This is a genomic window from Variovorax sp. JS1663 (assembly GCF_002157355.1).
GTDB lineage: Bacteria > Pseudomonadota > Gammaproteobacteria > Burkholderiales > Burkholderiaceae_C > Variovorax.
In genome coordinates, this window is record NZ_LYMK01000003.1 from 133,549 (window position 1) to 159,494 (window position 25,946).

A 25,946-nucleotide genomic window follows, 5' to 3' on the forward strand; every position below is an offset into this window, starting at 1 on the left:
TTGGCGCTGCGTCACCCCCGACGATGGGGACCGTACTTGCCGCAGGAATTTAGCGCCGGCGCCGCGGCGCCGCTGTCGGCCGAGATCACAAGCGGCCCGGGACGGTTGCCTACAGCGGGCCGGCGACGCGCCATCCAGGGCCACCCCGCCACGGCGGGCGTTGCTTCTTGCCAGCACCGCCGTTGCTCGGCATCATCGCGCTCGCCCAAAGAAGGAGCCCGCCGATGAAACCGTGGATTCGCCATGCCGCCGCTCTCGCCGCCTTCGTGACCGCCGCCGCCGTGCAGGCCGCGGGCGTCGTGGGCAATACGCTGCCAGCGGGCTTCCCGTCGATCGAAGACACCTCGCTGGCCCAGCCGCTCATCGGCTTCGGCGCCGCCGGGCCTGTGCGGCGAACGCCGGTGATCTTCATCCACGGCAACAACGACACGCCCTTCGCCACAGCCTGCAACCCTTACGGGCGCGTGCAGGCGGTGGCGCAGTATTTCGCCGACAACGGTTATGACCCCAGCGAGCTGTGGGGCGTCGGCTACCAGGGCGACCAGTGCGACCTGGCCGGGGACCCGACCCGCCGCTCGAGCATCGCCCACACCAACGCCGCCAACGTGCCCGACCTGCGCCGCTTCATCCGCGCGGTGATGGTGTTCACCGGCGCGAAGCGGGTGGACATCGTCGGCCACAGCCTGGGCGTGACCCTCGCGCGCGAATGGATCCGGCAGGACGAGGCGCAGGACCTGGTGCGCCGCTTCGTCGCGATCGACGGGCCCAACCACGGGATCATCAACTGCTCGCCCGACCCCGCGAACTACTGGCAGGCCGCGGCCGCAGGCGGCTTCACGCCCGCGAGCGAGGTGTGCCAGGAACTGGGCTCGCCGAACACGCCCTTCCTGCGCCTGCTCAACGGCCGCCACGGCCGCGACGAGACCGACGGACCCACGCGCGTGCTGGTGATCCGCAACGGCGATGCGAGCTTTGTCTACTTCCCGGTGCAGGACGGCACGGTCGCGCCGGTGCCCGCCGTCGATTCATTCGGCAAGCCGACCGACTTCTCAAGGAGCGCGAGCCTGCGCGGCGCGCGGGAGATCGTGCTCACGGGGCAGGGGGTGTACGACCCCTTCCTGCGCAGCAGCCACCTGGGCATCCTGAATTCTCCGCAGACCTGGCAGGCGGCATTCGAGTTCCTGAACGACCGCGGCAGGGGCGGCAAGGACGATGATCGCTGACGCCGACCGGCCCCCGCACGACGAGGCCCATCGCAGGACTCTCGCCAGCGTGGGCTTCGGCCACCCCTGGCGTGCCGACCGGAGCAGGGCGGCCACTCACACGCGCGTCGCTTTCGATGCGAAGCCGACGCGTGCCATCTTCGCGTAGGGGCAGATCTTCTTCGCTTCCGCGATCAGCGCATCGGCCTCGTCTTCGTTCAGGGAGGGCAGCGAGACCGCGAGGTCGGCAGTAATCAGGAACAAGCCGTCCGCGGGGTCTCGCCCGAAGGTCACGGTCGCCTTGATCTCCAGATCGGAGGGCAGGCGCAGCTTGCGCTTGGCTGCGACCAGCGGTAGGGCGTCAGATGCGTTGGGGCTTGGCTGCAGGCGCGGACTTCAGCAGGTCGAGGGCCACGTCGACGATCATGTCCTCCTGACCCCCCACCATCTTGCGGGCACCGAGTTCGACGAGGATGTCGACCGTCTTCAGTCCGTACTTTTCGGCGGCCGCCTCCGCATGCCGCAGGAAGCTCGAGTACACGCCGGCGTATCCGAGCGCCAGCGTTTCGCGGTCGACGCGCACCGGACGGTCCTGGAGCGGGCGCACCAGGTCGTCGGCTGCGTCCATGAGCATGTACAGGTCGGTGCCATGGTTCCATCCGTGCCGTTCCGCGGCAGCGATGAACACTTCGAGCGGCGCATTGCCTGCCCCGGCGCCCATGCCGGTCAGGCTCGCGTCGATCCGGTCGCATCCTTCCTCCACCGCCACCATGGAATTGGCGACGCCGAGGCTGAGGTTGTGGTGCGCGTGAATGCCGGTCTGCGTCTCGGGCTTCAGCGCATCCTTGAATGCGCGGAACCGGTCGCGCACGTCGCCCATGCCCAATGCGCCACCTGAATCGACGACATAGACACAGCTCGCGCCGTAGCTTTCCATGAGGCGTGCCTGGTCGGCCAGCTTCTTCGGCGTGGTCATGTGGCTCATCATCAGGAAGCCGACGGGGTCCATGCCGAGATGGCGTGCATATTCCAGGTGCTGGCGGGACACGTCGGCTTCCGTGCAGTGCGTCGCGACGCGCACGACCCTGGCGCCCGCGTCGTACGCGTTGCGAAGATCGTGCGTCGTCCCGATGCCGGGCAGCAAAAGCGTCGCGACCTTCGCCGTCTTGACGGTCTCGGCCACCGCAGCGATCCATTCAACGTCGGTGTGGGCGCCGAAGCCGTAGTTGAAGCTCGAACCCTCCAGCCCATCCCCATGGGCGACCTCGATGCTGTCGACCCCCGCGGCGTCCAGCGCGGCCGAGATCGCCTTGACGTGCGCGATGCTGTACTGATGACGGATCGCATGGCTGCCGTCGCGCAGCGTCACGTCGCTGATGTACAGCTTCCTTCCAACACCCCTGTCGTTGTTGCTCACTGGACTACCCTCTCTTTCATTGCAGTCGTAGTGGAGCTGCGGCGCAGGGTTGTCCACGGCGGCGGGCGTCGCTTGCGACGAACGCACGCCGCGGTGGGCAACCCGTGTTCGGCGCGTGACTTGACGAATGCAGCGAAGGAGTCGGAAGGTTCGCGTCGACTTCCGTGCCCTTGGAGTGACTGCCCGTGTCGCTGGCCTGTCGAAGGCTCGTATGAGACCCGCGGCCTCCAAGGTGCCGGAAGACCCAAACGGGCTACAGGATGTAGCGCCAAGGTTGATCGCCAGGAGCGCCTATCAGTGAGCGACCCGCGTGGGCTTCCGACACGGCAAGTCATACCGCAACTTGCAGGAGTTTGTCCATGATCAAGTGCTATGCCGGGCTGGATTGGGCCAGCCGAAGCCACGCCGTTTGCGTCATCGATGCGCGCGGCAGCGTGCGATCCGACTTCGAGGTCACCCACGATGCGGCCGGCCTGGCCGAGCTGTGCCGTCGGCTGAAGGCCGCTCACATCAGTGCTGTGGCGATCGAGCGTCCTTCCGGGCTGGTGGTCGACGCTTTGGTGGAAGCCGGGCTGCAGGTCGTTCCCATCCATCCCAACGCCGTCAAGGCCACGCGGCCGCGCTACCGCAGCCACGGCGGCAAGAGCGATGCCTGCGATGCGTACCTGTTGGCCGACTTGCTGCGTACCGACGGCCACCGCTTCAAGCCCCTGATGGCGCAAGGCGACGAGATCCGCGCGTTGCGTGCGCTGGTGCGCGGTCGCGACGATCTGGTCGCCACGCGCGTGCAGCTGGCCAACCAGCTGCGTGCTTTGCTGGAGTCGTTCTGGCCCGGCGCCGCCGAAATCTTCGCTGAGATCGATTCGCCGATCGCACTCGCGTTCGTTCAGCGCTACCCCACGCCCGAGTCGGCCGCTCGACTGGGGCCCAAGCGCCTCGCCGCGTTCTGCGCGCAGCACGCCTACTGCGGTCGGCGCAGCCCCGAGGAACTGTTGGCGCGCCTGCACCAGGCCGCTGCCGTCGCCCTCCAGCCCCTGGAGATGGATGCCAAGGGCGAGCTCGTCGCCAGCATTGCGCGTGTGCTGGAACGCCTGGTCGAACAGATTCGCCTGCTGACCAGCCGCATCGAGCATGCCGTCCGGGACAGCGCCGACGGCCAGCTCATCATGAGCTTCCCGCGCGCCGGTCGCGTGTGTGCTGCACAAATCCTCGCCGAACTCGGCAGCGTGCGCGAGCGCTTCGACAGCGTCGAGCGACTCGCCGCCGAAGCCGGCGTCACGCCAGTGACCTACGAATCGGGCAAGACCAAAGCAGTGGCGTTCCGCTGGGCCTGCAATCACAGGCTCAGAGCTGCCATCACCTGTCTGGCCGACAACTCTCGCCACGCCAGTGCCTGGGCCGCACATGTCTACCAAACCGCCAAGGCTCGCGGCTGCGACCATCCGCATGCGATTCGCATCCTTGCGCGAGCATGGCTGCGCGTCATCTGGCGCGCCTGGCAGGATCGCACCACCTACGATCCGCTCCGCCACACCGCCGCCATGCTTCATCTCGCAAGCGTCGGGGGTTGACACAGGATGTCTCATAACGTGGCCTCCCCCTGCGCGATCAGCGCATCGAAGACCTGCGGCGTCACGCGCGCGTGCACCTCGTCGCCGATCGTCATCGCGGGCGATGAGGCGCACAGGCCCAGGCAGAACACGGGCTCGAGCGTGAACGCACCGTCCGCCGTCGTGCCGTGCACGCCGCACCCGAGCCGCAGCTGCGCATGCGCCAGCAGCGCATCGGCGCCCATGGACTGGCACGCTTCGGCGCGGCAGATCTGGATCACGCGGCGCCCCGCGGGCTCGGCGCGGAAGTGGTGGTAGTAGGTGATGACGCCATGGACCTCCGCGCGCGAGAGGTTCAGCGCGCCGGCGATCTCCGGCACGGCATCGGCGGGGATGTGGCCGAGCGTGTCCTGCAGCTCGTGCAGGATCGGCAGCAGCGCGCCGGGCTGGTCCATGCGCCGCGCCAGCACGGCGCGCACCGTGGCGGCAGAACAGTTGGATTCCATGGCATTCATCGTGGGGCACCGGAGGGGTGCGCGGCCAGTGTCGGCAATGCCGGGAAGCCGGTCCAATTTATTCGGGGAATCAGGCGATTCATTCCGGCAATGGACATGTGCCCCTGCCGCGTCGGCCGACTTCGGTACCAGGGTGGTTTGAGGATTCATGACAGGGGCACTGTCGATGAATCAGGCCGGCCGGCTCTTGACGCCGGTCAACTTCGGGCGGAAACCCTGCCGGAAGCTTCAATGCGTGTTAGCTTTCGTTGACAACATCGAGGAGATGTCGATGCGAGTGAACTGGCCCGAAGAAATCGTCAATGCAGCGTCCGCGAAGACGCTGACCTTCTTTGTCGGCAACGGCATTTCCCGGCTGAGCGGGGCGCCGGCGTGGGGTGAGCTGTTTGAAGTGCCCGAGGCGGTCAAGGCGCTGGAAAGGCTGAGCATCGAGAAGGGAACCGCGAACTATCTCGACATCGCCAACGCGCTGCACTCGCACAACGAGGGCTTGGCGTGGGACTCCATCACTCGGAAGCTCACCACGTGGAACGCGCGCGCGAAGACGAATCTGATCCACACGATCCTGGCAACGGTGCTGCGGCCGGCGTCCGACACGGAAGCCATCATGACCTCCAACGTGGACGATCTGCTGGAGCGAGTCGGCGGTGAGACGCCCCTGTCACGCAGGGACATCCACTACTGCCATGGGATACCTGCTCAACCCGACACTTGGATCTTCTCCACCAGCAAGTATTGGGCTGCATTCGATGCCGTATCCAAGGCCTTTCAGGGCAGCCGGAACGCCATCTTGTTTCTTGGCTATGGCCACTCTGTGGACGACTTCGACATCGCCCAGGCCGTATTGCAACAACGACGAGAGCGCTACGGGAAGATGTTCACCCTGATGAGCAGCCACGACACTCAGCGAGGCGATCTTGTTGCAAGGCTCGCGCGGCAAGGCGTCGCAACCGTCGACTACAAGCTTCCCAATGAGGTGAACACCAGGGAGCGAGAGATTCATTTGCTCGACGCCTTGCTGCAACTCGCGGAACAGGCCGGACGACACGCCCATCCCAAGTACCCGGGGCTGCGCCAGGAATGCACGGAAGAACTGCGCCAGATAGACACGCGCAGGGCCAAGGCCACCGTCATCCTCGGCCTGGCGGGCATCAACCGCCACCTGCAGCTTGACCAGGAAATTCCATCGGGAGGCCGGCGTGTCAGCGTCAAGGCGAAAGTGCGCGTGGAACCGGGGGGGCCGGGCTATCTCGTTTCAAAGGTCGTGCAGGCGGCCGGCGAGGACGTCTTCCTCGTCTCGAAGATCGCCCAGGATCCCGACGGCCGGCACGTCATCGCCTCCCTCGGTCCTGCAAATCACGGCCGGCCGGCAGGCCGGATCATGACGGAATTCCTGCATCAGGTGCCGGCCGACACTGAGCACGACGGATTCAAGACATGGGAAAGCTTCATCCTCGAACCGCACCACGCGCAATCGCACAGGGTCTTCATCGACCGGCGGATCGAGATCGGCGAGAGGATGGAGCTGCCGTCGGACCTCATCTCGCGCGCCCGCGCCATGGTCAGAAACGATGGCCGGCGGGTGATGTACTTCGACAAGTTCTTCAAGGATGCGGTGACTCGGATCCTGCAACCTCAATCAGAAAACAGCAAGCCACTTCCGGAAGGTGTCTGGACCGTTTACGAGACGGGCTCCGAAGGCGACCGCTACAGCGGGACATCCGCGAAAAAGTTCGACGAGGACGCGGCATACGGGTTCGAGGGTTCACTTTCCACGAAGGGAAAGCCATGCATCAATGTGGTGACCGCATCGTTCCGCTTTGCGCGCGACTATCTTGCGACAAGAGGAAAGCTCGACAAGGACGACAAGTACAAACCGTCGTACAGGAAGCTGATCCATCACCATGACAGTTCCGAATTGCTGAATGCGTACAAGAACAAGGCAACCGCCAGGACAGAAGACGAGGTCATCCAGAAACTGGTGAGGGACAAGGTGCGCCTGAGAGGATTCATGGAGGCGGTGTCGCATGGCGCACAAGGATTTCTTCGGAAGCACCCCTTGCGCCTCGTGGTGGTCACGCTCCACGCCCACGGCTGCCTCGTGATTGCAGTGGGCCAGGAGCCCGGCGAGACTCCGTGGTGCCAGCACTATCCGGGCGTACCCGTCAAAGAGCCGCGCCAATACACCGCATCGGCCGGCGACGTCTTCCGAGGCGCGCTGGTCTCCGCCCTCAATGCAGCCCAGCAGAAAGGCCTGTCGGCCCAGGACTGCATGCGCAGGGACCTGTGGGATTCGATCGCGGCGCTTTGCAACGAATGCGCCAGCATGAAGGTGGCTTCACAGACCTTCGAAGACGCGTTGCCGCGGATCGGCCGCAAGATCGACGACTGGCAGAACGCCCTTGCGATCCCAAGCTGACGCGTTGACGCTCCGCTTCAGAGCAATTCGCGGCTGCGCTCGATGTGCCTGCGCCGCATCGGCCGCAGGACGAACCAGGCCATCAGCGCCGCGACCGCGTTCACCACGCTGGCGGCGATGACGACCGCCTGCCAGCTCCCGGTGGCCGCGGCCAGCACGCTGGACAGCGGCACCAGCAGCGAGGCCGTGCCCTTGGCGGTGTAGAGCATGCCGGCATTGGAGGCAGCGTACTTGCCGCCGAAGGTGTCGGCGCAGGTGGAGGGGAAGAGGCTGTAGATCTCGCCCCAGGCGAAGAACACGAGACCGGTCAGCACGACGAAGAGGATCGGGTTGTGGCCGTAGTGGTAGAGCGCCAGGATGCCGACCGACTCCAGCGCGAAGGTCAGCGCAGGCAGCACCAGGCCCATGATGTCGACCGGCACGTCGATGATCTTGAAGTCCTTGGCGATCGGCGCGAGCTGGGCGGTGGCCATCAGGCCGCCGGCGGCCACCATCACGAACATCGCGTACATCACTCAGAAGACCGGCGAGCGCAGCACCTCGGATGGCGCATAGTCGCGGCGCGACTGCTGCACGTTGCGGGTGTCCGAGGCCTTCGCATGCGCGGGCGGCCGGGTCGGCACCCAGCCCAGCAGGAAGACGATCAGGCCCTGGCCGATGCCGAAGTAGAGGAAGGCCATCTCGTAGCCGTGCGAATGGATCATCGCGGAGATCGGGATGATCGTCAGGGCCGAGCCGGCGCCGAAGCCCGCGGCGGTCATGCCCGCCGCGAGGCCGCGCCGATCGGGAAACCACTTGAGCGCATTGCCCACGCAGGTGCCGTACACCGCGCCGGCGCCGATGCCGCCGACCGCCGCGGCGATGTAGAGCACCGGCAGCGACGAGGCGACCGAGTTGAGCACCCAGCCGATGCCGCACAGCACGCCGCCCACCAGCACCACCGGGCGCGGGCCGAAGCGGTCGACCAGGTAGCCTTCGATCGGCACCAGCCAGGTCTCGGTGAGCACGAAGATGGTGAACGCGACCTGGATCGCGGCGCGGCTCCAGCCATGCTTGTCGGCGATCGTGATCGTAGGCCGGGTCATGAAGTCTCCTGTGTTGCAGTGAGGCCCGACGACAGTGGAACGCCGGGCCGATCTGAGAGAGCAATCAGGAACGACTGTCGAACGCCACGACGCAAATGCTCTTGGCCGACGTCAAGTTCCCACGAATCGCGGCACGCCCTCGTGGTAATCCCTGTGCCGCGCGCGCTAAGCCGCGGCGTCGACCGGCGCGATCTGCGCGATCAACGCCGCGCCCTCGCTCTGCAGGAAGTCCTTGAAGGCCTGCGCCACCGGCGGCAGGCGCTTGGTGCGCAGGTGCACCACGTACCAGTTCAACATCAACGGAAAGCCCTCGACATCGAGCGCGCACAGGCTGCCGGCGTTGAGTTCCTGGCGGATCGTGTAGGCCGACAGGAAGCTCACGCCCATGCCCGCGATCACCGCCTGCTTGATGGTCTCGGTGCTGCGGATCTCCATCGCGATGCGCAGGCCACGCAGGTCGCCGCCCAGGCCTTCCTCCATCGAGTGCCAGGTGTCGGAGCCCTTCTCGCGCACGACGATGGGCTCGCGCATCAGGCGAGCCAATGGGATCTTCCTCGCACCGGCCAGCGGATGGCCCGGCGCCGCGACGATCACGTAGGGATGCGGCGCGAAGGGCTGGTGGACGGTGTCCATGCCCACCGGCGGACGCACCATGATCGCGAGGTCGGTGAGGTTCTCGGCGATGTGGGTCAGCAGGCCCTCGCGGTTGTGCACGGTGAAGTTGAGCGTCACGCCTGGATGGCGCCCGGCGAACTCCACCAGCAGGCGCGGGAAGAAGTAGTCGCCCGCGCTGATCACGCCCACGTTGAGCCGGCCGCCCGCGACGCCGCGGAACTGCGTCATCGCGCTCTCGGCCGCCTCGAACTGCTGGATGATGGTGCGCCCGATCGCCAGCAGCTCGGTGCCGGCCGGCGTCAGGTAGATCTTCTTGCCGAACTGCTCGAAGAGCACGTTGCCGGCATGCTCCTCGAGCTTGCGGATCTGCGTCGAGACGGCGGGCTGCGTCAGGTGAAGCTCTTCTGCCGCGCGCGAGAAGCTCAGCAGCCGGGCGACCGCCTCGAAGACCTTCAGCTGGCGCAGGGTCGCGTTCTTCATCCGGGAAATGTAAGCGCGCCGGGACGAGGACGCGTTCGCCTCAAGGCGGGATGCGCGCGACGTGCAGCAGGTTGGTGGTTCCGGATTGTCCGAAGGGCAGGCCCGCGACGACCACCACGTGATCGCCCGGACTCGCGAAGCCCTCCTCGCGCGCCGTGCGGCACGCACACTCGATCATCTCGCCCACATCGTGGACGTCGTCCACCAGCACCGCATGCACGCCCCAGACCATGGCCATGCGGCGCGCGCTGACGATGTCGGGCGTAAGGCTGAGGATCGGCACCGCCGGCCGTTCGCGCGCAGCGCGCAGGCTGGTGAAACCGAGGAGGTGTAGGTCACGGTGGCGGCCGGCGAGAGCAGCGCGGCCACGTCGCGCAGCGAGGCGCAGACCGCGTCGGCGGTGGTCGCCCGCGCTGCGGCGTGGGTCGCATCGATGCCGCTGCGGTAGGAGATCGGCCCGCCGACGAGCACGGTGGTCTCGGCGAAGTCGTCGCCATGCCGCTCCACGCGCAAGCGCAGCTTGCCGTCGTCGAGCAGCAGCTCGGTGCCGTCCTGCAGCGCGGCGAAGATCTCCGGGTGCGGCAGCGGCGCGCGGCGTGCACCGCCCGGCGTGCGGTCCATGTCGAGGCGAAAGCGCGCGCCGGCCTCGAGCTGCGCACGGCCGCCTTCGAAGGTGCCGAGGCGCAGCTTCGGGCCCTGCAGATCGAGCAGCACGCCGATCGGGCGATCGAACTCCGACTCCAGCGCACGGATGGTTTCCAGCCGCCGCGCATGGTCGGACTGCGTGCCGTGGCTGAAGTTGAGGCGGAACACGTCCACGCCGCGCTCGAACAGGGCGCGGATGGCGGCCTCGTCGGCACTGGCCGGGCCCAGCGTCGCGATGATCCGGGCGCGGCGGGTGCGTCTCATGGCAAGTCTTTCAGGCCATCTCGTGGAGGCGAACCCTGCCGCGCTGGTCTTCCATGGTTCGCGCCAGCAGCTTGACCAGCGAATAGACCGTGTCGATGTGCGGCGTCGGTGTCTCGGTGAGCCGCGCCAGCTCGACCACCGCGCCCACCAGCGCATCGATCTCCGGGGCGCGCCCGGCCTCCACGTCCTGCAGCATCGAGGTCTTGTGCTTGCCCACCTTCTCGGCACCGGCGATGCGCTTGTCCAGCGACACGCGGAACTCGATGCCCAGCTTGTGCGCGACCGCCTGGGCCTCGCGCATCATCGCGGCGGCGAGCTCGCGCGAGGGCGGGTACTGGCAGATGTCGACCAGGGTGGAATGCGACAAGCTGCTGATGGGATTGAAGGTCAGGTTGCCCCACAGCTTGAGCCAGATCTCGGCGCGGATGTTGTCGAGCACCGGCGCCTTGAAGCCCGCGTTGACGAAGCAGCCCGCCACCCGGTTCACGCGCTCGCTCGACGAGCCGTCCAGCTCGCCGACCGGGAAGCGGTCGCCCTCGATGTGCTTGACCACGCCCGGCGCGACCAGCTCGGAGGCCGGATACACCACGCAGCCGATGACGCGGTCCGCCGGAATGCGGGCCGCCACGATGCCCTGCGGGTCGACGCTCCTGACGGTCGTGCCTTCGAGCGGCCCGCCGTGCTGGTGGAAGTACCAGTAGGGAATGCCGTTCTGCATGGTGACCACCACGGTCTTCGGGCCGAAGAGCTTCGGCACCTCGCCCGCCACCGCTTCGACCTGGTGCGCCTTCATGGCGAGGATGACCATGTCCTGCGGGCCCGCCTGGTCGTAGCGGTCGGTGGCCTTCACGTTGCGCGCGACCTGTTCCCCGCCTTCGGCCGAGATGAGCCGGATGCCGTTCGTCGCGATGGCATCGAGGTTCGCTCCCCGCACGATGAAGGTGACGTCCTCGCCGGCCAGTGCGAGCTTCGCTCCCACCAGGCCACCGATCGCGCCGGCGCCTATCACTGCTATCTTCATGTCGATCCTTGAAGTGTTGAATCTCGTTGGCCGTCAGCCGAAGCGGTTGCTCAGCCGGCCGATGCCGTTGATCTCGACCTCGACCAGGCTGCCCGGCTTCATCGAGCCGACGCCGACCGAGGTGCCGCACAGGATCACGTCGCCGGGATGCAGCGTCATGTCGGCGGAGATCAGGCTGACCAGCTGCTGCACCGGGAAGCGCATGTCGCTGATGGGGTAGTGCTGGCGCGCCGCGCCGTCGAGCAGCGTGGTGACGGTGAGCGCCGCCGGGTCGAGGCCGGTGGCCACCACCGGGCCCATCGGGCAGAAGGTGTCGAAGCCCTTCGCGCGCGCCCACTGGGCGAAGGAGGCGTCGCGGTTGAGGATGTCGGCCACCGTGACGTCGTTGGCGCAGGTGTAGCCGAACACGTGATCGAGCGCCTGCGCTTCGGCGACCGCGGTGCAGGTCTTGCCGATGACGATGCCGAGCTCGCCCTCGAACACCACCTTGCCCTCGCACAGCGGCTTGCGGATGGGCTCACCGGGCGCGAGAAAGGAGTTGGGTGCCTTCAGCAGGTAGAGCGGCTCCGCCGGCACCGGCAGCTTCAGCTTCTCGCCCAGCGCATGGAAGTTGTTCCACAGCGCGATGACCTTGGTCGGCTGGGTGGGCGTGAGAAGGCGCAGTTCCTCCAGCGCGAACACGTGGCCGGTCGGCTCGGGGTGGGCGAACATGTCGCCGCGGTGCTCGCGCACGCGCTTGCCATCGAACGTGCCGAAGCCGGTCTTGCCGGCGCGCTCGAAGCGGATCCATCGTTGTGCTGGCTGCATGTCTGTCTCAATCGAAAGGGAGGTAGTCGGGAATGACGAGCGAAGCGAGCAACGTTCCGATGTCCGCCGGATTGCGCGTGACGTGGATGCCGCAGGCCTCCATCGCGGCCAGCTTGTGCTCTGCCCCTGCAAGGGCGGCGGCATCCGCGACGTTCGCCGTGCCCTGCGCAATGAAGCCGACCACCGGCTTGCGCATGTGGTCGCGTATCCAGCTGGCGGCGCGTTCTTCCGCGTCGCCGGTGACTTCGCCCACCATGATCACGGCATCGGTGTGCGCGTCTTCGTTGAAGAGCTTCAGCACGTCGACGTGCGTGAGCCCGCCGGCCGGATCGCTGCCGACGCCGACGACGGTCGATTGCCCGATGCCGAAGCTCCCGAGCTGGCGCGCCGTCTCACTGGCCAGCGCCGGGGAGCGCGACACCACGCCGATGCGGCCGCGCTGGTGCAGGTGGCCGGGGAGGATGCCTATCTTGATTTCCTCCGGCGTGATCAGGCCGGGGCAGTTCGGGCCGACCAGCAGTGTCCGGCCGCTCTCGACGCGCCGGCGAATGCGGTCCATGTCGGCCGCGGAAATGCCGGCCGTGATGCAGACGATCAGTTCGATGCCGGCCCCCACCGCCTCATCGATCGCATCGGCTGCGCTGGCCGCAGGCACGTAGACCACGGACACGGTCGCACCGGTCTTCGCCTTGGCCTCCTTCACGCTGCCGAAGACCGGAAGGCCGTCGCACTGGGTGCCGCCTTTCCTCGGGTTGACGCCACCGACGAAGCACTTGCTGCCGCTGCCGTAGTCGCGGCACAGCGCGGTATGAAAGCGCCCCATCTTCCCGGTCATTCCCTGTGTGATCACGCGCGAGTGCTTGTCGATCAGAATGGACATGGCAAATGGTCCGAGCCGGAATTCCTCAGGCGCCGAGTTCGGCGCCGCGTGCCTGGGCCCAGTCGAAATAGCTCGAATTGGCGCAGGCGGCGGAACGTTGAATGTGCTGGGCTTTTCTCTCTTCGATCAAGCCGGCGAGAAATGACACGTCGTAGGCCGCCAGCAAATGCGACTGCCAGGTGCGCAAGTAATGGCAGGTCCGCTCCGCGGCATCCTGGCTCAGGCCCAGCAATTCGTCGTAGAGGACGCGGTCCCAGTGCCACCGCAGGCCCAATTCGTAGAATGCGGCGTTGTACGCATTGCGCTCGACTTCATCGTTGCGATATTGAATCGGCAAATCATTGATCATGCTTTTCTCCTTCAAATTGAGATGCCGTCGACAACGAATTGAATGTGCCCGGCATGATCAAAATTTAAAGGAGCTGATCAATAAATAACAATGAAACTATCTTATTGAATGCATTCGCCATGGGTTATGGATGAGGCGCGTGGACCCCCCTCGTGCCACCCGGGCATGGCAAGTTCAGATCACCTTTTCCTGACGCAGCATCGCGAGGTCGTCCGTACCGAAGCCCAGTTCGCGCAGCACTTCGTCGGTGTGCTCGCCCAAGAGCGGCGCGCGGGTCACCTCGGTCGGGCTGTCGGACATCTTGATGGGGTTGCCCACGGTGAGGTACCTGCCCCGCGTCGGGTGGTCCACCTCGACGATGGTGCCGCTCTCGCGCAGCGACTCGTCCTGGGCGATCTCCTTCATCGAGAGGATCGGCCCGCAGGGGATGTCGTACTGGTTGAGGATCTCCATGGCCTCGAACTTGTCCTTGGTCATGGTCCATTGCTCGATGCGCGCGAAGATGGGCTTCAGGTGCAGCAGGCGCGCAGCCGGCGTGGCGTAGGCCTCGTCGTCGATCCAGCCCTCCTCGCCGATCACCTTGCACACCGCCGGCCACACCGCCGCCTGGGTGATGAAGTAGATGTAGGCATTGGGGTCCGTCTCCCAGCCCTTGCAGCGCAGGATCGAGCCCGGCTGCCCGCCGCCGGAGGCATTGCCGGCACGCGGCACGGCATCGCCGAACTTGCCGTCGGGGTACTGCGGGTATTCGTGCAGGGTGCCGGTGCGCTCCAGCCGCTGCTGGTCGCGCATCTTCACGCGGCAGAGGTTGAGCACCGCGTCCTGCATCGGTGCCAGCACCTGCTGGCCGCGGCCGCTGTGCGTGCGCTGGTAGAGGGCGGCCACGATGCCCAGCGCCAGGTGCAGCCCGGTGCCGCTGTCGCCGATCTGCGCGCCGGTCACCACCGGCGGGCCGTCCTCGAAGCCGGTGGTCGAGGCCGCGCCGCCGGCGCACTGCGCGACGTTCTCGTAGACCTTGCAGTCGGCGTACTTGCCCGGGCCGAAGCCCTTGACCGAGGCGACGATCATGCGCGGGTTCAGGTCCTGGATGTGGCTCCAGGTGATGCCCATGCGCTCCATGGCGCCGGGCGCGAAGTTCTCGACCAGCACGTCGCAGGTCTTGATCAGCGTGTCCAGTACCTGCTTGCCCTTGGGCTTCTTGGTGTCCAGCGTGATGGAGCGCTTGTTGTGGTTCAGCATCGTGAAGTAGAGGCTGTCCACGCCGGGGATGTCGCGCAGCTGGCCGCGGGTGGCATCGCCCTCGCCGGCACGCTCGACCTTGATCACGTCGGCGCCGAACCAGGCCAGCAGCTGGGTGCAGGTGGGGCCGGACTGCACATGGGTGAAGTCCAGGACGCGGACGCCTTCGAGGGCCTTGCTCATCGTGTGTCTCCTTGGATCCGGGCCTCGGCTTCCGTGAGCCGGGCGCGCAGCTTGCGATCTTCGGCGAAGCGGGCCGTCTCGTCGCGCACGATGGCGACAATGCCCGTCACCTTGCGATCCTCGGAGAACAGCATCGACACCGTGAAGGCGATCGACAGCGTGTGCCCGTCCTTGTGCAGGGCCGGCACGCGCAGCAGGTCGGCGCCGTACTTCGTGATGCCGGTGGCCATGGTGGTGCGGTAGCCGTCCCAGTGCCGGCCGCGCTGGCGCTCGGGGATGATCAGGTCCAGCGAGCGGCCCAGCGCCTCGGCCTCGGTGAAGCCGAAGATGCGCTCGGCAGCACGGTTCCAGAGCACGATCGCGCCCTCGGCGTCGCAGACCATGATGGCGTCGCCTGCGCCCTCGACGAGTTGCTGGAAATCGACGTTCGATGGCACGGCGCCTCCCTTGCGGCGTCAGACGACTTTCGCCTCGCGCAGGTTGATGATCTGCTCCCTGGTGTAGCCCAGCTCTTCCAGCACCTCCTCGGTGTGCTCGCCCAGCAGCGGCGAGGCCGTCACCTCGGGCTTGAGGTCCGAGAACTTGATCGGGCTGCCGATGGTCCAGTAGGAGCCGCGCTCCTTGTGCGGCACTTCGACGATGGAGCCGCTCTTGCGCAGCGACTCGTCGCGCAGCAGTTCCTTCATCGACAGCACGGGCGCGCAGGGGATGTCGAACTTGCGGAAGATGTCGACCGCCTCGAACTTGGTCTTGTCCTTGATGAAGTCCTCGATGGTCGCGAAGATCTGCTCGATGTGCGGCTGGCGGGCCTTGGCGGTCATGTAGTCGGGGTCGGTCTTCCACTCGGGCTTGCCCAGCGCTTCGCAGATCGGCTCCCAGGCGTGGCCCTGCACCGTGAAGTAGATGTAGGCGTTGGGGTCCGTCTGCCAGCCCTTGCACTTGAGAATCCAGCCCGGCTGGCCGCCGCCGCCGGCATTGCCGCCGCGCGGCGTCACCTTGTCCTTGAACGCCTCCATCTCGTGCGGGTACTGGGGGTACTCCTCCAGGTAGCCCACGCTTTCCAGGCGCTGCTGGTCGCGCATCTTCACGCGGCACAGGTTGAGCACGGCGTCCTGCATCGAGCAGGCCACCTTCTGGCCCTTGCCCGTCTTCTCGCGGCCGATGATGGCCGTCAGGATGCCGATGGCCAGGTGCATGCCGGTGTTGGAGTCGCCGAGCGCGGCCGCCGAGATGGTGGGCTGCGAGTTCTCGCCCTTCCACCAGCCGGTGGTCGAGGCGGCGCCGCCGGCGCACTGCGCCACGTTCTCGTAGACCTTCAGGTCCTCGTAGTGGTGGCCTTCGCTGAAGCCCTTGACCGACGCGTGGATCAGCTTGGGGTTGAGTTCCTGGATCCGTTCCCAGGTGAAGCCCATGCGGTCGAGCGCGCCGGGGCCGAAGTTCTCGACCAGCACGTCGGATTCGCGCACCAGCTGTTCGAGCACCGCCTTGCCTTCCGGCTTCTTGGTGTCCAGCGTGATCGAGCGCTTGTTGCTGTTGAGCATGGTGAAGTAGAGCGCGTCCACGTTCGGGATGTCGCGCAGCTGGCTGCGGGTGACGTCGCCCGCTCCGGGGCGTTCGACCTTGATCACGTCGGCGCCGAACCAGGCCAGCAGCTGCGTGCAGGCGGGACCGGCCTGGACGTGGGTGAAGTCGATGATCTTGATGCCGTCGAGGGGCTTGTTGCTGCTCATGTGATAGCTCCTAAATGTTGCCAGGGATTACTTCTTCTTCGCGGTGCTCGGATTGAGGCTGGTGATGCGGCCGCTTTCCGTGCCGGCGGTCTCGTCGATCACGGCGTTGATCAGCGTCGGGCGGCCGGAGGCGATGGCCTCGGCCAGGCCTTTCTCCAGTTCGTCGGCGGTGGTGGCATGCACGCCGACGCCGCCGAAGGCTTCCATCAGCTTGTCGTAGCGCGCGTTCTTGACGAACACCGTGGGCGCCACGTCGGCGCCGCCGCTTGCGTTCACATCGGTGCCGCGGTAGACGCCGTTGTTGTTGAAGACCACCACGCAGATCGGCAGGTTGTAGCGGCAGATGGTCTCGACCTCCATGCCGCTGAAGCCGAAGGCGCTGTCGCCCTCGATGGCGATCACCGGCTTGCCGGTGACCACGGCGGCGGCGACGGAGAAGCCCATGCCGATGCCCATGATCCCCCAGGTGCCCACGTCGAGGCGCTTGCGCGGCTCGTACATGTCGACGATGCTTCGCGCGAAGTCCAGCGTGTTGGCGCCCTCGTTGACCACGATCGCATCGGGCCGCGCCTTGACCTGGTCGCGGATCACGCTCAGCGCGCTCTGGAAGCTCATCGGCGAGGGCCGGGCGGCCAGCGTCGCGGCCATCTTCGACAGGTTCTTGTCCTTGCGCTCGGCAATGGCGCCGGTCCACTCGGCCGGCGGCTGGGGCCACTTCGCGTCGATGCCGGCGAGCAGCGCCGCCACGCAGGAGCCGATGTCGCCGATGACCGGCGCGGCAATCGCCACGTTGCTGTCGATCTCGGTCGGCGCGATGTCGATCTGGATGAACTGCTTCGGCCCCTTGTCCTGGGCCCAGGTCTTGCCCTTGCCGTGCGACAGCAGCCAGTTGAGGCGCGCGCCGACCAGCATCACGACGTCGGCCTCCTGCAGCACGAAGGAGCGCGCGGCCGAGGCCGACTGCGCATGGGTGTCGGGCAGGAGGCCCTTGGCCATCGACATCGGCAGGTAGGGGATGCCGGTCTTCTCGACCAGCGCGCGGATGTCGGCGTCGGCCTGGGCATAGGCGGCGCCCTTGCCCAGCAGGATCAGCGGCTTCTTCGCGCCCTTGAGCAGGTCCAGCGCGCGCTGCACCGCGTCGGGCGCGGGGATCTGGCGCGGCGCCGGGTCGACCACCTTGATCAGCGACTGCTGGCCGGCCACGGCATCCATGGTCTGCGCGAACAGCTTGGCCGGCAGGTCCAGGTACACGCCACCGGGGCGGCCGGACAGGGCCGAGCGGATCGCCCGCGCAATGCCCACGCCGATGTCCTGCGCATGCAGCACGCGGAAGGCCGCCTTGCACAGCGGCTTGGCGATCGCGAGCTGGTCCATCTCTTCGTAGTCGCCCTGCTGCAGGTCGACGATCTCGCGCTCGCTGGAGCCGCTGATCAGGATCATCGGGAAGCAGTTGGTGGTCGCGTTGGCCAGCGCCGTCAGGCCGTTGAGGAAGCCAGGGGCCGACACCGTCAGGCAGATGCCGGGCTTCTGCGTCAGGAAGCCGGCCGCGGCTGCGGCGTTGCCGGCATGCTGCTCGTGGCGGAAGGAGATCACGCGCAGGCCCTCGGCCTGCGCCATGCGCGTGAGGTCGGTGATCGGGATGCCCGGCAGCGCGAAGATGGTGTCGATGTCGTTCAGCTTCAGCGCATCGAGCACCAGGTGGAAGCCGTCGGTGAGGCGGGGCTGTTCGGCCGCATCGTCGAGCGGGACGCTGTGGAGGGCGCGTGCGGGCGTGTCGACGGCCGCTGCGTCTGCCTGCCTGGCGGTGATGACTGAGGACATGTCTCTCCTTTTGCTTCGTGTGGAATGGCTGGAGGCCGTGCCCGGACTATGATTTGGAGCCCGGCTGTCGGCCGTTGACCTGGGTCAACTTTTCGGAAAAGGACCCCCCGCGAAGACCCTGTGTCGTTGCGAAACAGAGCAAACGCGAACCCATGACCACGTTGGAAAACCACCCGGAGAAGAACATCATTCGCGCGCAGCTCCGGCAGAACGTGCTGCTCAAGGACCTCGGCGAGGCCGACCGCGCCGAGCTGGAGGCGCACCTGGCCATCGTGGACGGCAACAAGGGCGATTTCCTGCTGCACCAGGGCGTGCGCGAGATGGAGCAGTACTTCATCCTCGACGGCATCCTCAAGCGGGTGGTGAGCAACCCGGAAGGCAAGGAGATGATCCTGCGCTTCGCCGACGAGTTCGACATGGAGACCAGCTACGCCGCCCTGCGGCTGGGCACGCCGACGCCCTACGGCATCGTGTGCGTGACCAGGGCGCGGGTGGCCAGCCTGCCGCTGAAGGACTGGATCGCCTTCCTGAACCGGCGGCCGGTCGCGAAGGAACTGTTCGAGTTCTGCGTGATGCGGGGGATGAGCGAGATCATGGCGCACACGATCACGCTGCATCTGCTGGATGCGCCGGGGCGGGTGCATCGGTTCATGCGCAAGCATCCGGAGCTGGTGGATCGGATTCCGAGCAAGGAGCTGGCTTCTTATCTCAATCTTTCGGCGGAAACACTGAGTCGGTTGAAGAAGCGCGGGAAGATCTGACTTTGCTCCCTCCCCCAGCGGGAGAGGGAGCAATTCCTCAAGTCTGCTTGGCCGAAGCAAAGCGCCGCGAACTGGTCATCAGCCGCAGCTCGTTCGCCATCCCCCGCACACCGGGCACCGCAGCCGCCACGCTCTCAGCCTGTTCACGCTCCTCAGCATCGAGCACGATCCCGCGCAGCCGCACCTCGGCCTGTCTGGCCTGCACGGTGATGCTGGTGTCCCGCGTCTCCGGATGCTCCTTGAGCGCCGCGCGCACGCGCGCCTCCAGCGCCATGTCGGCCAGCAGCGCACGCGAGGCGGGCGTCTCGGCGAACTCCGGGCAGTTCACCATGCGCCGGATCTGCTCGACGCAGCTGTCGACCGACACGCGGTCGGTATTGAGCACGATGTCGTAGAGCACCGGGTCGCCCCAGGTGACGCCGAACTGCTCGTGCATGCGCGAGGCATGCGCGTGGTCGCTGCGGCGGATCTCGGCCTCCGCGAACTCGGCGTCGTCAGTGCCCAGGTGGCCCATCAGCCACTCGACGCGCTTCTTCAGCGAGCGCGTGATGCGCACGCACACCACGTGCGGCACCGGGCGCAGCAGGCAGGTGGCGCCCCAGCCGCGCAGCACCACGTTGCCGGCATCGGCCAGCGAGAACACCTCTTCCGCGGTATAGAGCGCGACGCTGCGCTTGTCCGTGGTCAGGCGCTCCACCAGGCCGGCCTTGCCGTCGCGCAGCCGCCCGATCAGGCTGCTCGACACCTGGGCGCGATCGGCCACGCGCTCGATGGCCTCATGGCGCATCACGGCCAGGCCGAGCGCGTCGGCGAGCTGCAGCGACACATCCTTGGAGAGGGAACCCATCTCCTGGGTCATGGCAATGACGGGCATGCGGCCTCCTTCAGTCAATCCACCGGCCGCTCGGCGGCGAACTCGTCAACTTTTTTTGGCTTGATCATCGCCAGCACCTTCGAGATCAGCGGCCAGAACAGCATGGTCAGCGCCAACGTGGTGATGCTGCCCACCAGCGGGTTCGACCACATGATCCCGACGTCGCCCTGCGACACCAGCATGGCCTGGCGGAACGAGTCCTCGGCCTTGTCGCCGAGCACCAGGGCCAGCACCAGCGGCGCCAGCGGGAAGTCCAGTTTCTTGAACACGTATCCCACCACGCCGAAGCCGAGCATGAACCAGATGTCGAGCATCGCGTTGTGCACGGTGTAGGCGCCGATCGCGCAGATCACGATGATCACCGGCGCGATGATGGAGAAGGGAATGCGCAGGATCGAGGCGAACAGCGGCACGGTGCTGAGCACCACGATCAGGCCGACCACGTTGCCCAGGTACATGCTGGCGATCAGGCCCCAGACGAAGTCCTTCTGCTCGACGAAGAGCAGCGGCCCCGGCTGCAGGCCCCAGATCAGCAGGCCGCCCAGCAGCACCGCCGCGGTCGGCGAGCCCGGGATGCCCAGCGCCAGCATCGGCAGCAGCGCGCTGGTGCCGGCGGCATGCGCCGCGGTCTCGGGGGCGACCACGCCTTCCATCTCGCCGGTGCCGAACTTGGGGCCCTTCTTCGACATCTTCTTGGCCAGGCCGTAGCTCATGAAGGAGGCCGGCGTGGCGCCGCCCGGGGTGATGCCCATCCAGATGCCGATCAGGGAGCTGCGCAGCGAGGTGACCCAGTACTGCGGCAGCTGCTTCCAGGTCTGCAGCACCACCTTGGGATCGATCTTGGCGCTCTTGCCGGAGAACTTGAGGCCCTCCTCCATCGACAGCAGGATCTCGCCGATGCCGAACAGGCCGATCACCGCGATCAGGAAGTCGAAGCCGCGCATCAGCTCGGGCTGGCCGAAGGTCAGGCGCAACTGGCCGGTCACGGTGTCCATGCCGACGCTGGCGAGCGCGAAGCCCAGGGCCATCGAGGCCAGGATCTTGAAGGGCGAACCCTTGCCCATGCCGACGAAGCTGCAGAAGGTCAGCAGGTAGACCGCGAAGAACTCGGGCGAACCGAACTTGAGCGCGAACTTGGCCACCAGCGGCGCCAGGAAGGTGATCATCACCACCGCCAGGAAGGCACCGACGAAGGAGGAGGTGAAGGCGGTGGTGAGCGCCGCGCCGGCCTTGCCCTGCTGCGCCATCGGGTAGCCGTCGAAGGTGGTGGCCACCGACCAGGGCTCGCCCGGGATGTTGAACAGCACCGAGGTGATGGCGCCGCCGAACAGCGCCCCCCAGTAGATGCAGGACAGCATGATGATCGCCGAGGTCGGCGACATCGTGAAGGTCAGGGGCAGCAGGATCGCCACGCCGTTGGCGCCGCCCAGGCCGGGCAGCACGCCGATCAGCACACCCAGAATGATCCCGACGAACATCAGGACGATGTTCATGGGTGTCAGGATCACGGCGAAGCCCTGCAGCAGGGCGCTGATTTCATCCATTTCGGGTTCGCTCCGTGAGATTCAGTAGCCGAGGAAGCGAAGCGGATCGAGCGAGCCCTTGAAGAGCGGCACCTTGAACCAGACTTCGAACATGAGGAAGAAGAGCGCATTGACGGCAAAGCCGATCAGGACGCTCTTCACCCAGGAATACTTGCCCAGCACCACCATGAAGAGCGCGATGTAGATCGCCGAGGCGACGTACAGGCCCAGGAAGGTGATCGCCAGCACGTAGCCGGTGGCCGGCAGCAGCACCGACAGCACGCGCCGGAACTGCACCGGGTCGACGAAGGGCTCGGTCTTGCGGTTCTTGCCGAGCAGGGCCTGGTAGAGGATGCCGGCGCCCGAGACGACGATGATCACGCCGATGTAGAAGGGAAAGTAGCCGGCGCCGGGGCCGTCGGTGGTCCAGCCCGCGCCGAGCTTGCGGCTCTCGAAGACCACGGCCAGGCCGATGACCAGCAGGATGGCCGCGGCGGCTGCCTCGACCAGGTAGGTGGGTACGCCGGCGCGCACCGCGCCCTCGGGATTCTCTTCGTGCTCCATGGAGCCCCCATCGTGTGAGTCGACAACAAGAATCGGGTGCGGGCGGCACGGCCCCCGGCCGTGCTCGGCGCCGCCCCGCGGACGGCGGGCGCCGCGCTACTTCGCGTTGGCGGCGATGAAGCCGGCCTCGGTCATCAGCGTGCGGTGCGTGACCTCCGCGGTCGCCAGCCACTTGGCGAAGGCATCGCCGCTCATGAAGGTCTGGTTGAAGGCGCCCTTCTCCATGTACTCCTTCCACTCCGGCGTCGCGGCCACCTTGGTCAGCAGATCGACGTAGAAGGCGAGCTGGTCCTTGCTCACGCCGGCGGGCATGAAGATGCCGCGCAGCATGGTGTACTTGGTCGGCACGCCGGCTTCCTTGCAGGTCGGGATGTCGTTCCACGACTGGGTGTCGGTGACCTTCTCCTTGTAGGGCATGCGCTCGTCGTCGAACACGCACAGCGCGCGCAGCTTGCCGGCGCGCCACTGGGCCACCGCCTCGATGGGGTTGTTGACGGTGGAGTTCACATGGCCGCCCACCAGTTGCACCGCCACCTCGCCGCCGCCCTTGAAGGGCACGTAGATGAACTTGGTGCCGGTGGCCTTCTCCAGCGCCACGGTGATGATCTGGTCTTCCTGCTTGGAGCCGGTGCCGGCCATCTTGAACTTGTTCGGGCCCGCCGCCTTCACCGCGGCGACGTACTCGCCGGCCGTCTTGTAGGGCTGCTCGGCATTGGTCCACAGCACGAACTGGTCGAGCGCCATCATCGCGACCGGGGTCATGTCCTTCCAGTTGAAGGGCACGCCGGTGGCCATGGGCGTGGTGAACAGGTTCGACAGCGAGATCACGATCTTGTGCGGATCGCCCTTGGCCTCCTTCACCGCGAGGAAGCCCTCGGCGCCGGCGCCGCCCGACTTGTTGACGACGATCAGCGGCTCCTTCATCAGCTTGTGCTTGATGATGATGCCCTGGATGAGCCGCGCCATCTGGTCCGCGCCGCCGCCGGTGCCTGCGGGGATCACGAATTCCACCGGCTTGGTGGGCTCCCACGCGGCGAGGGCAGGCGAGGTGCCGGCCAGCGCCAGCATGGCGGCGGCAAGCACTTTGGCTCGATAGGTCCGGGCACGCGAAACGATGCTTTCCATCATGTTGTCTCCTGTTGAAGCTGCGCTCTTCTTGATTGGATTCGCAGTGGAAATCCCAGTGCGCGAATGCTGCGCGCCGGCCGCGAAACGCGGCTTGACCGGGGTCAACTTTTTGGAGATTCCGTATCCGGGTTAGCCCGCCCCGGAGGGCTGAACACGGGCCGAAGGCCTGGCTCGGGTAAACCCTATAAGATCGGGCCCTCCCCCTTCCTTCTTCCCCTCCAGGAGTTCACCGCATGTCAGCCTTTGACCGCTCGTCCGGCTCGCGCGCATTCGGCAGCTGGATCGGCGCGTTCAAGGCCTTGGCCGACGAAGCCGGCGTGCTGCTCGATGCCCTGTTCAGCCCCGGCAGGATCATCGATGAAGTCGAAGAGATGCGCGCGCTGCACCAGCGCGCGAGCCGCATCGAAGCCAGCGACCCGCAGCGCGCGGCGGTGCTGCGCTGGCACGCCTCGCGCGTCGGGTTGCGCTGAAGCCGGCGAACCGCCGCCTCGGCGGTTGGGATGTCATCGCCATCTCTATGAAGGCGATTGACGAGATTCATTCGCGCGCCACGCGTTGTGGTCAAGAATGCTTTCCCCGACCCACTCCCACCCAAGAACGGAGGTTCCCGATGAGCAGCGACAACACCGGCGCCAAGTGCCCCTTCAACCACGGCGCCGCAGGCAGCGGCACCGGCAACCGCGACTGGTGGCCCAACCAGCTGAGGCTGGACCTGCTGTCCCAGCACTCCAGCAAGTCGGATCCGATGGGCGAGGATTTCGACTATGCCAAGGCGTTCAACAGCCTGGACCTGCCCGCGCTGAAGAAGGACCTCACCGCGCTCATGACCGATTCGCAGGACTGGTGGCCGGCCGACTTCGGCCACTACGGCGGCCTGTTCATCCGCATGGCCTGGCACAGCGCCGGCACCTACCGCATCGGCGACGGCCGCGGCGGCGCCGGGCGGGGGCAGCAGCGCTTCGCGCCGCTGAACAGCTGGCCCGACAACGTCAGCCTCGACAAGGCGCGGCGGCTCCTGTGGCCGATCAAGCAGAAGTACGGCCGCAAGATCTCCTGGGCCGACCTGATGATCCTCGCCGGCAACGTTGCGCTGGAGAGCATGGGCTTCAAGACCTTCGGTTTCGCCGGCGGCCGCGAGGACACCTGGGAGCCCGATCAGGACATCTACTGGGGCCGCGAGACCAAGTGGCTGGGCGGCGACGACCGCTATTCCAGGGGGTCGCCCGGCGTCGACGAAGCGCACGGCGTGCTCGTCAAGGACGATGACAGCAAGGTGCAGCACACCCGTGACCTGGAGAACCCGCTGGGGGCCGTTCAGATGGGCCTGATCTACGTGAACCCCGAGGGCCCGGACGGCAAGCCCGACCCGCTCGCCTCGGCCAGGGACATCCGCGACACCTTCGGCCGCATGGCGATGGACGACGAAGAGACCGTGGCGCTGATCGCCGGCGGCCACACCTTCGGCAAGACGCACGGCGCCGGCCCCGCCGACAACGTGGGTGCCGAGCCCGAGGGCGCCGACATCGAGGCCCAGGGCCTCGGCTGGCACAACAAGTTCGGCACCGGCCGCGGCGCGGACACCATCACCAGCGGCCTTGAAGTCACCTGGACCCGCACGCCCGCCAAGTGGAGCAACGACTTCTTCTGGCACCTCTTCGGCTACGAATGGGAACTCACGAAGAGCCCGGCCGGCGCGCAGCAGTGGGTGGCCAAGAATGCGGAGCCGACCATTCCGCATGCGCACGATCCATCGAAGAAGCTGCTGCCGACCATGCTGACCTCCGACCTCGCGCTGCGCTTCGACCCGGCGTACGAGAAGATCTCGCGCCGCTTCATGGCCAACCCGGACCAGTTCGCCGACGCCTTCGCACGGGCCTGGTTCAAGCTCACCCACCGCGACATGGGCCCCAAGGCGCGCTACCTCGGCCCCGAGGTGCCCGCCGAGGAGCTGCTGTGGCAGGACCCGGTGCCGGCGGTCGACCATCCGCTGGTGGACGATGCCGACGTCGGCGTGCTCAAGACGAAGGTCCTCGCCTCCGGCCTGACGGTCGGCGAGCTGGTCGCCGCCGCGTGGGCGTCGGCCTCCACCTTCCGCGGCGGCGACAAGCGCGGCGGCGCGAACGGTGCGCGCATCCAGCTGGCGCCGCAGAAGGACTGGGAAGCGAACCAGCCCGCGCAGCTGGCCAAGGTGCTGAAGGCGCTGGAGGGCATTCGATCGGAATTCAACGGCTCGGCCGCAGGTGGCAAAAAGGTCTCGCTGGCCGACCTGATCGTTCTGGCGGGCGGCGCGGCCATCGAGAAGGCGGCGAAGGACGCCGGCCATGACGTGACGGTGCCTTTCGCGCCGGGCCGCACCGACGCCTCGCAGGACCAGACCGATGTCGAATCCTTCGCGCCGCTCGAGCCGGTGGCCGACGGCTTCCGCAACTACCAGAAGGCCCGCTACGCCGTGCCCTCGGAGGCGCTGCTGGTGGACAAGGCCCAGCTGCTGACGCTGACCGCGCCCGAGATGACGGTGCTGGTGGGCGGGCTGCGCGTGCTCGGCGCGAATGCCGGCGCATCGAAGCACGGGGTGTTCACGGACAAGCCGGGCCAGCTGACGAACGACTTCTTCGTGAACCTGCTGGACATGGGCACGGAGTGGAAGGCCGGCGGCCAGGACCTCTTCGAGGGCCGCGACCGCAAGACCGGCACGGTCAGGTGGACCGGCACCCGCGTGGACCTGGTGTTCGGCTCGAACTCGGTGCTGCGCGCCCTGGCAGAGGTGTACGGCAGCTCGGACGGACAGAAGAAGTTCGTCGACGACTTCGTCGCGGCCTGGTCCAAGGTGATGAACCTCGACCGCTTCGACATCGCCGCCTGATCGAGGGGGCC

General features: G+C 66.9%; 22 protein-coding genes and 2 pseudogenes. 6 read left to right on the forward strand and 18 right to left on the reverse strand.

From position 1 onward, the window contains the following. Positions 1-224 precede the first annotated feature (224 nt). A complete protein-coding gene (locus tag A8M77_RS04355) occupies positions 225-1,223 on the forward strand; it encodes a hypothetical protein (protein WP_086920323.1) in 999 nt (332 codons plus the stop codon). A 96-nt stretch (positions 1,224-1,319) separates the two neighbouring features. Here the strand turns inward: A8M77_RS04355 and A8M77_RS04360 are convergent, their stop codons facing one another. Together A8M77_RS04360 and dmpG are read right to left on the reverse strand one after the other, a co-directional pair. Continuing rightward, positions 1,320-1,496, reverse strand: a complete 177-nt coding sequence (locus tag A8M77_RS04360; RefSeq protein ID WP_238136709.1) for a hypothetical protein — start codon at positions 1,494-1,496, stop codon at positions 1,320-1,322. A gap of 67 nt (positions 1,497-1,563) precedes the next feature. Then, complete coding sequence (gene dmpG, locus A8M77_RS04365) at positions 1,564-2,619, reverse strand: 4-hydroxy-2-oxovalerate aldolase (RefSeq protein WP_086920325.1); 1,056 nt, start codon at positions 2,617-2,619, stop codon at positions 1,564-1,566. Between the two features lie 359 nt (positions 2,620-2,978). Between dmpG and A8M77_RS04370 the strand changes: the two genes are divergently transcribed. Further along, positions 2,979-4,190, forward strand: a complete 1,212-nt coding sequence (locus A8M77_RS04370; RefSeq protein ID WP_192871545.1) for an IS110 family transposase — start codon at positions 2,979-2,981, stop codon at positions 4,188-4,190. Between the two features lie 11 nt (positions 4,191-4,201). Here A8M77_RS04370 and A8M77_RS04375 read toward each other — a convergent pair whose 3' ends face one another. After that, on the reverse strand, positions 4,202-4,675 hold the full coding sequence (locus A8M77_RS04375; protein WP_238136710.1) for a formate dehydrogenase subunit gamma: 474 nt from the start codon (positions 4,673-4,675) through the stop codon (positions 4,202-4,204). 175 nt (positions 4,676-4,850) lie between these two features. Here A8M77_RS04375 and A8M77_RS04380 point away from each other — a divergent pair, with 175 nt between their 5' ends. Next, positions 4,851-7,103 (forward strand): hypothetical protein, encoded by a 2,253-nt coding sequence (locus tag A8M77_RS04380; protein WP_143694545.1) that lies wholly within the window; start codon positions 4,851-4,853, stop codon positions 7,101-7,103. A gap of 17 nt (positions 7,104-7,120) precedes the next feature. Here the strand turns inward: A8M77_RS04380 and oxlT are convergent. The 11 genes and pseudogenes from oxlT to oxc form a co-directional block, all read right to left on the reverse strand. Next, positions 7,121-8,188: pseudogene (gene oxlT, locus A8M77_RS04385) on the reverse strand (oxalate/formate MFS antiporter). Between the two features lie 165 nt (positions 8,189-8,353). Beyond that, positions 8,354-9,283, reverse strand: a complete 930-nt coding sequence (locus A8M77_RS04390) for a LysR family transcriptional regulator (RefSeq protein WP_086920328.1) — start codon at positions 9,281-9,283, stop codon at positions 8,354-8,356. A gap of 40 nt (positions 9,284-9,323) precedes the next feature. Beyond that, positions 9,324-10,192: pseudogene (locus A8M77_RS04395) on the reverse strand (pyruvate kinase). A 10-nt stretch (positions 10,193-10,202) separates the two neighbouring features. Further along, complete coding sequence (locus A8M77_RS04400; RefSeq protein WP_086920329.1) at positions 10,203-11,213, reverse strand: 2-dehydropantoate 2-reductase; 1,011 nt, start codon at positions 11,211-11,213, stop codon at positions 10,203-10,205. Positions 11,214-11,246: 33 nt separating this feature from the next. Next, on the reverse strand, positions 11,247-12,020 hold the full coding sequence (locus A8M77_RS04405) for a fumarylacetoacetate hydrolase family protein (protein WP_086920330.1): 774 nt from the start codon (positions 12,018-12,020) through the stop codon (positions 11,247-11,249). 7 nt (positions 12,021-12,027) lie between these two features. After that, positions 12,028-12,900 (reverse strand): succinate--CoA ligase subunit alpha, encoded by an 873-nt coding sequence (sucD, locus tag A8M77_RS04410; protein WP_086920331.1) that lies wholly within the window; start codon positions 12,898-12,900, stop codon positions 12,028-12,030. A 25-nt stretch (positions 12,901-12,925) separates the two neighbouring features. Next, positions 12,926-13,249, reverse strand: coding sequence for a hypothetical protein (locus tag A8M77_RS04415; protein ID WP_086920332.1), 324 nt, complete (start codon positions 13,247-13,249; stop codon positions 12,926-12,928). A 174-nt stretch (positions 13,250-13,423) separates the two neighbouring features. After that, positions 13,424-14,671: a formyl-CoA transferase gene (frc, locus tag A8M77_RS04420; RefSeq protein WP_086920333.1), complete on the reverse strand. Its 1,248-nt coding sequence runs from the start codon at positions 14,669-14,671 to the stop codon at positions 13,424-13,426. Next, a complete protein-coding gene (locus A8M77_RS04425) occupies positions 14,668-15,108 on the reverse strand; it encodes a PAS domain-containing protein (RefSeq protein WP_086920334.1) in 441 nt (146 codons plus the stop codon). The genes frc (A8M77_RS04420) and A8M77_RS04425 overlap by 4 nt, the downstream gene beginning before the upstream one ends. A gap of 18 nt (positions 15,109-15,126) precedes the next feature. Next, positions 15,127-16,401: a formyl-CoA transferase gene (gene frc, locus A8M77_RS04430; protein WP_086920335.1), complete on the reverse strand. Its 1,275-nt coding sequence runs from the start codon at positions 16,399-16,401 to the stop codon at positions 15,127-15,129. Positions 16,402-16,428: 27 nt separating this feature from the next. After that, positions 16,429-18,222, reverse strand: a complete 1,794-nt coding sequence (gene oxc, locus A8M77_RS04435) for an oxalyl-CoA decarboxylase (protein WP_086920336.1) — start codon at positions 18,220-18,222, stop codon at positions 16,429-16,431. Positions 18,223-18,374: 152 nt separating this feature from the next. Between oxc and A8M77_RS04440 the strand changes: the two genes are divergently transcribed. After that, the gene (locus tag A8M77_RS04440; protein ID WP_086920337.1) at positions 18,375-18,983 is read left to right on the forward strand and encodes a Crp/Fnr family transcriptional regulator; all 609 of its coding nucleotides are present in this window, start codon (positions 18,375-18,377) and stop codon (positions 18,981-18,983) included. A gap of 37 nt (positions 18,984-19,020) precedes the next feature. Here the strand turns inward: A8M77_RS04440 and A8M77_RS04445 are convergent, their stop codons facing one another. From A8M77_RS04445 to A8M77_RS04460, 4 genes are all read right to left on the reverse strand, one after another. Next, positions 19,021-19,857: a cytidylate kinase family protein gene (locus A8M77_RS04445; RefSeq protein ID WP_086920338.1), complete on the reverse strand. Its 837-nt coding sequence runs from the start codon at positions 19,855-19,857 to the stop codon at positions 19,021-19,023. A gap of 14 nt (positions 19,858-19,871) precedes the next feature. Then, complete coding sequence (locus A8M77_RS04450; protein WP_086920339.1) at positions 19,872-21,401, reverse strand: tripartite tricarboxylate transporter permease; 1,530 nt, start codon at positions 21,399-21,401, stop codon at positions 19,872-19,874. A 21-nt stretch (positions 21,402-21,422) separates the two neighbouring features. Next, a complete protein-coding gene (locus A8M77_RS04455; RefSeq protein ID WP_086920340.1) occupies positions 21,423-21,944 on the reverse strand; it encodes a tripartite tricarboxylate transporter TctB family protein in 522 nt (173 codons plus the stop codon). 96 nt (positions 21,945-22,040) lie between these two features. Then, entirely contained in the window at positions 22,041-23,012 is a 972-nt protein-coding gene (locus A8M77_RS04460) for a Bug family tripartite tricarboxylate transporter substrate binding protein (protein WP_443270256.1), read from the reverse strand. Positions 23,013-23,305: 293 nt separating this feature from the next. On the opposite strand from A8M77_RS04460, the gene A8M77_RS04465 reads away from it, so the two are divergent. Beyond that, the gene (locus tag A8M77_RS04465; RefSeq protein WP_086920342.1) at positions 23,306-23,542 is read left to right on the forward strand and encodes a hypothetical protein; all 237 of its coding nucleotides are present in this window, start codon (positions 23,306-23,308) and stop codon (positions 23,540-23,542) included. Positions 23,543-23,682: 140 nt separating this feature from the next. After that, positions 23,683-25,935, forward strand: a complete 2,253-nt coding sequence (gene katG / locus A8M77_RS04470; RefSeq protein ID WP_086920343.1) for a catalase/peroxidase HPI — start codon at positions 23,683-23,685, stop codon at positions 25,933-25,935. The last annotated feature ends 11 nt before the right edge of the window (positions 25,936-25,946 follow it).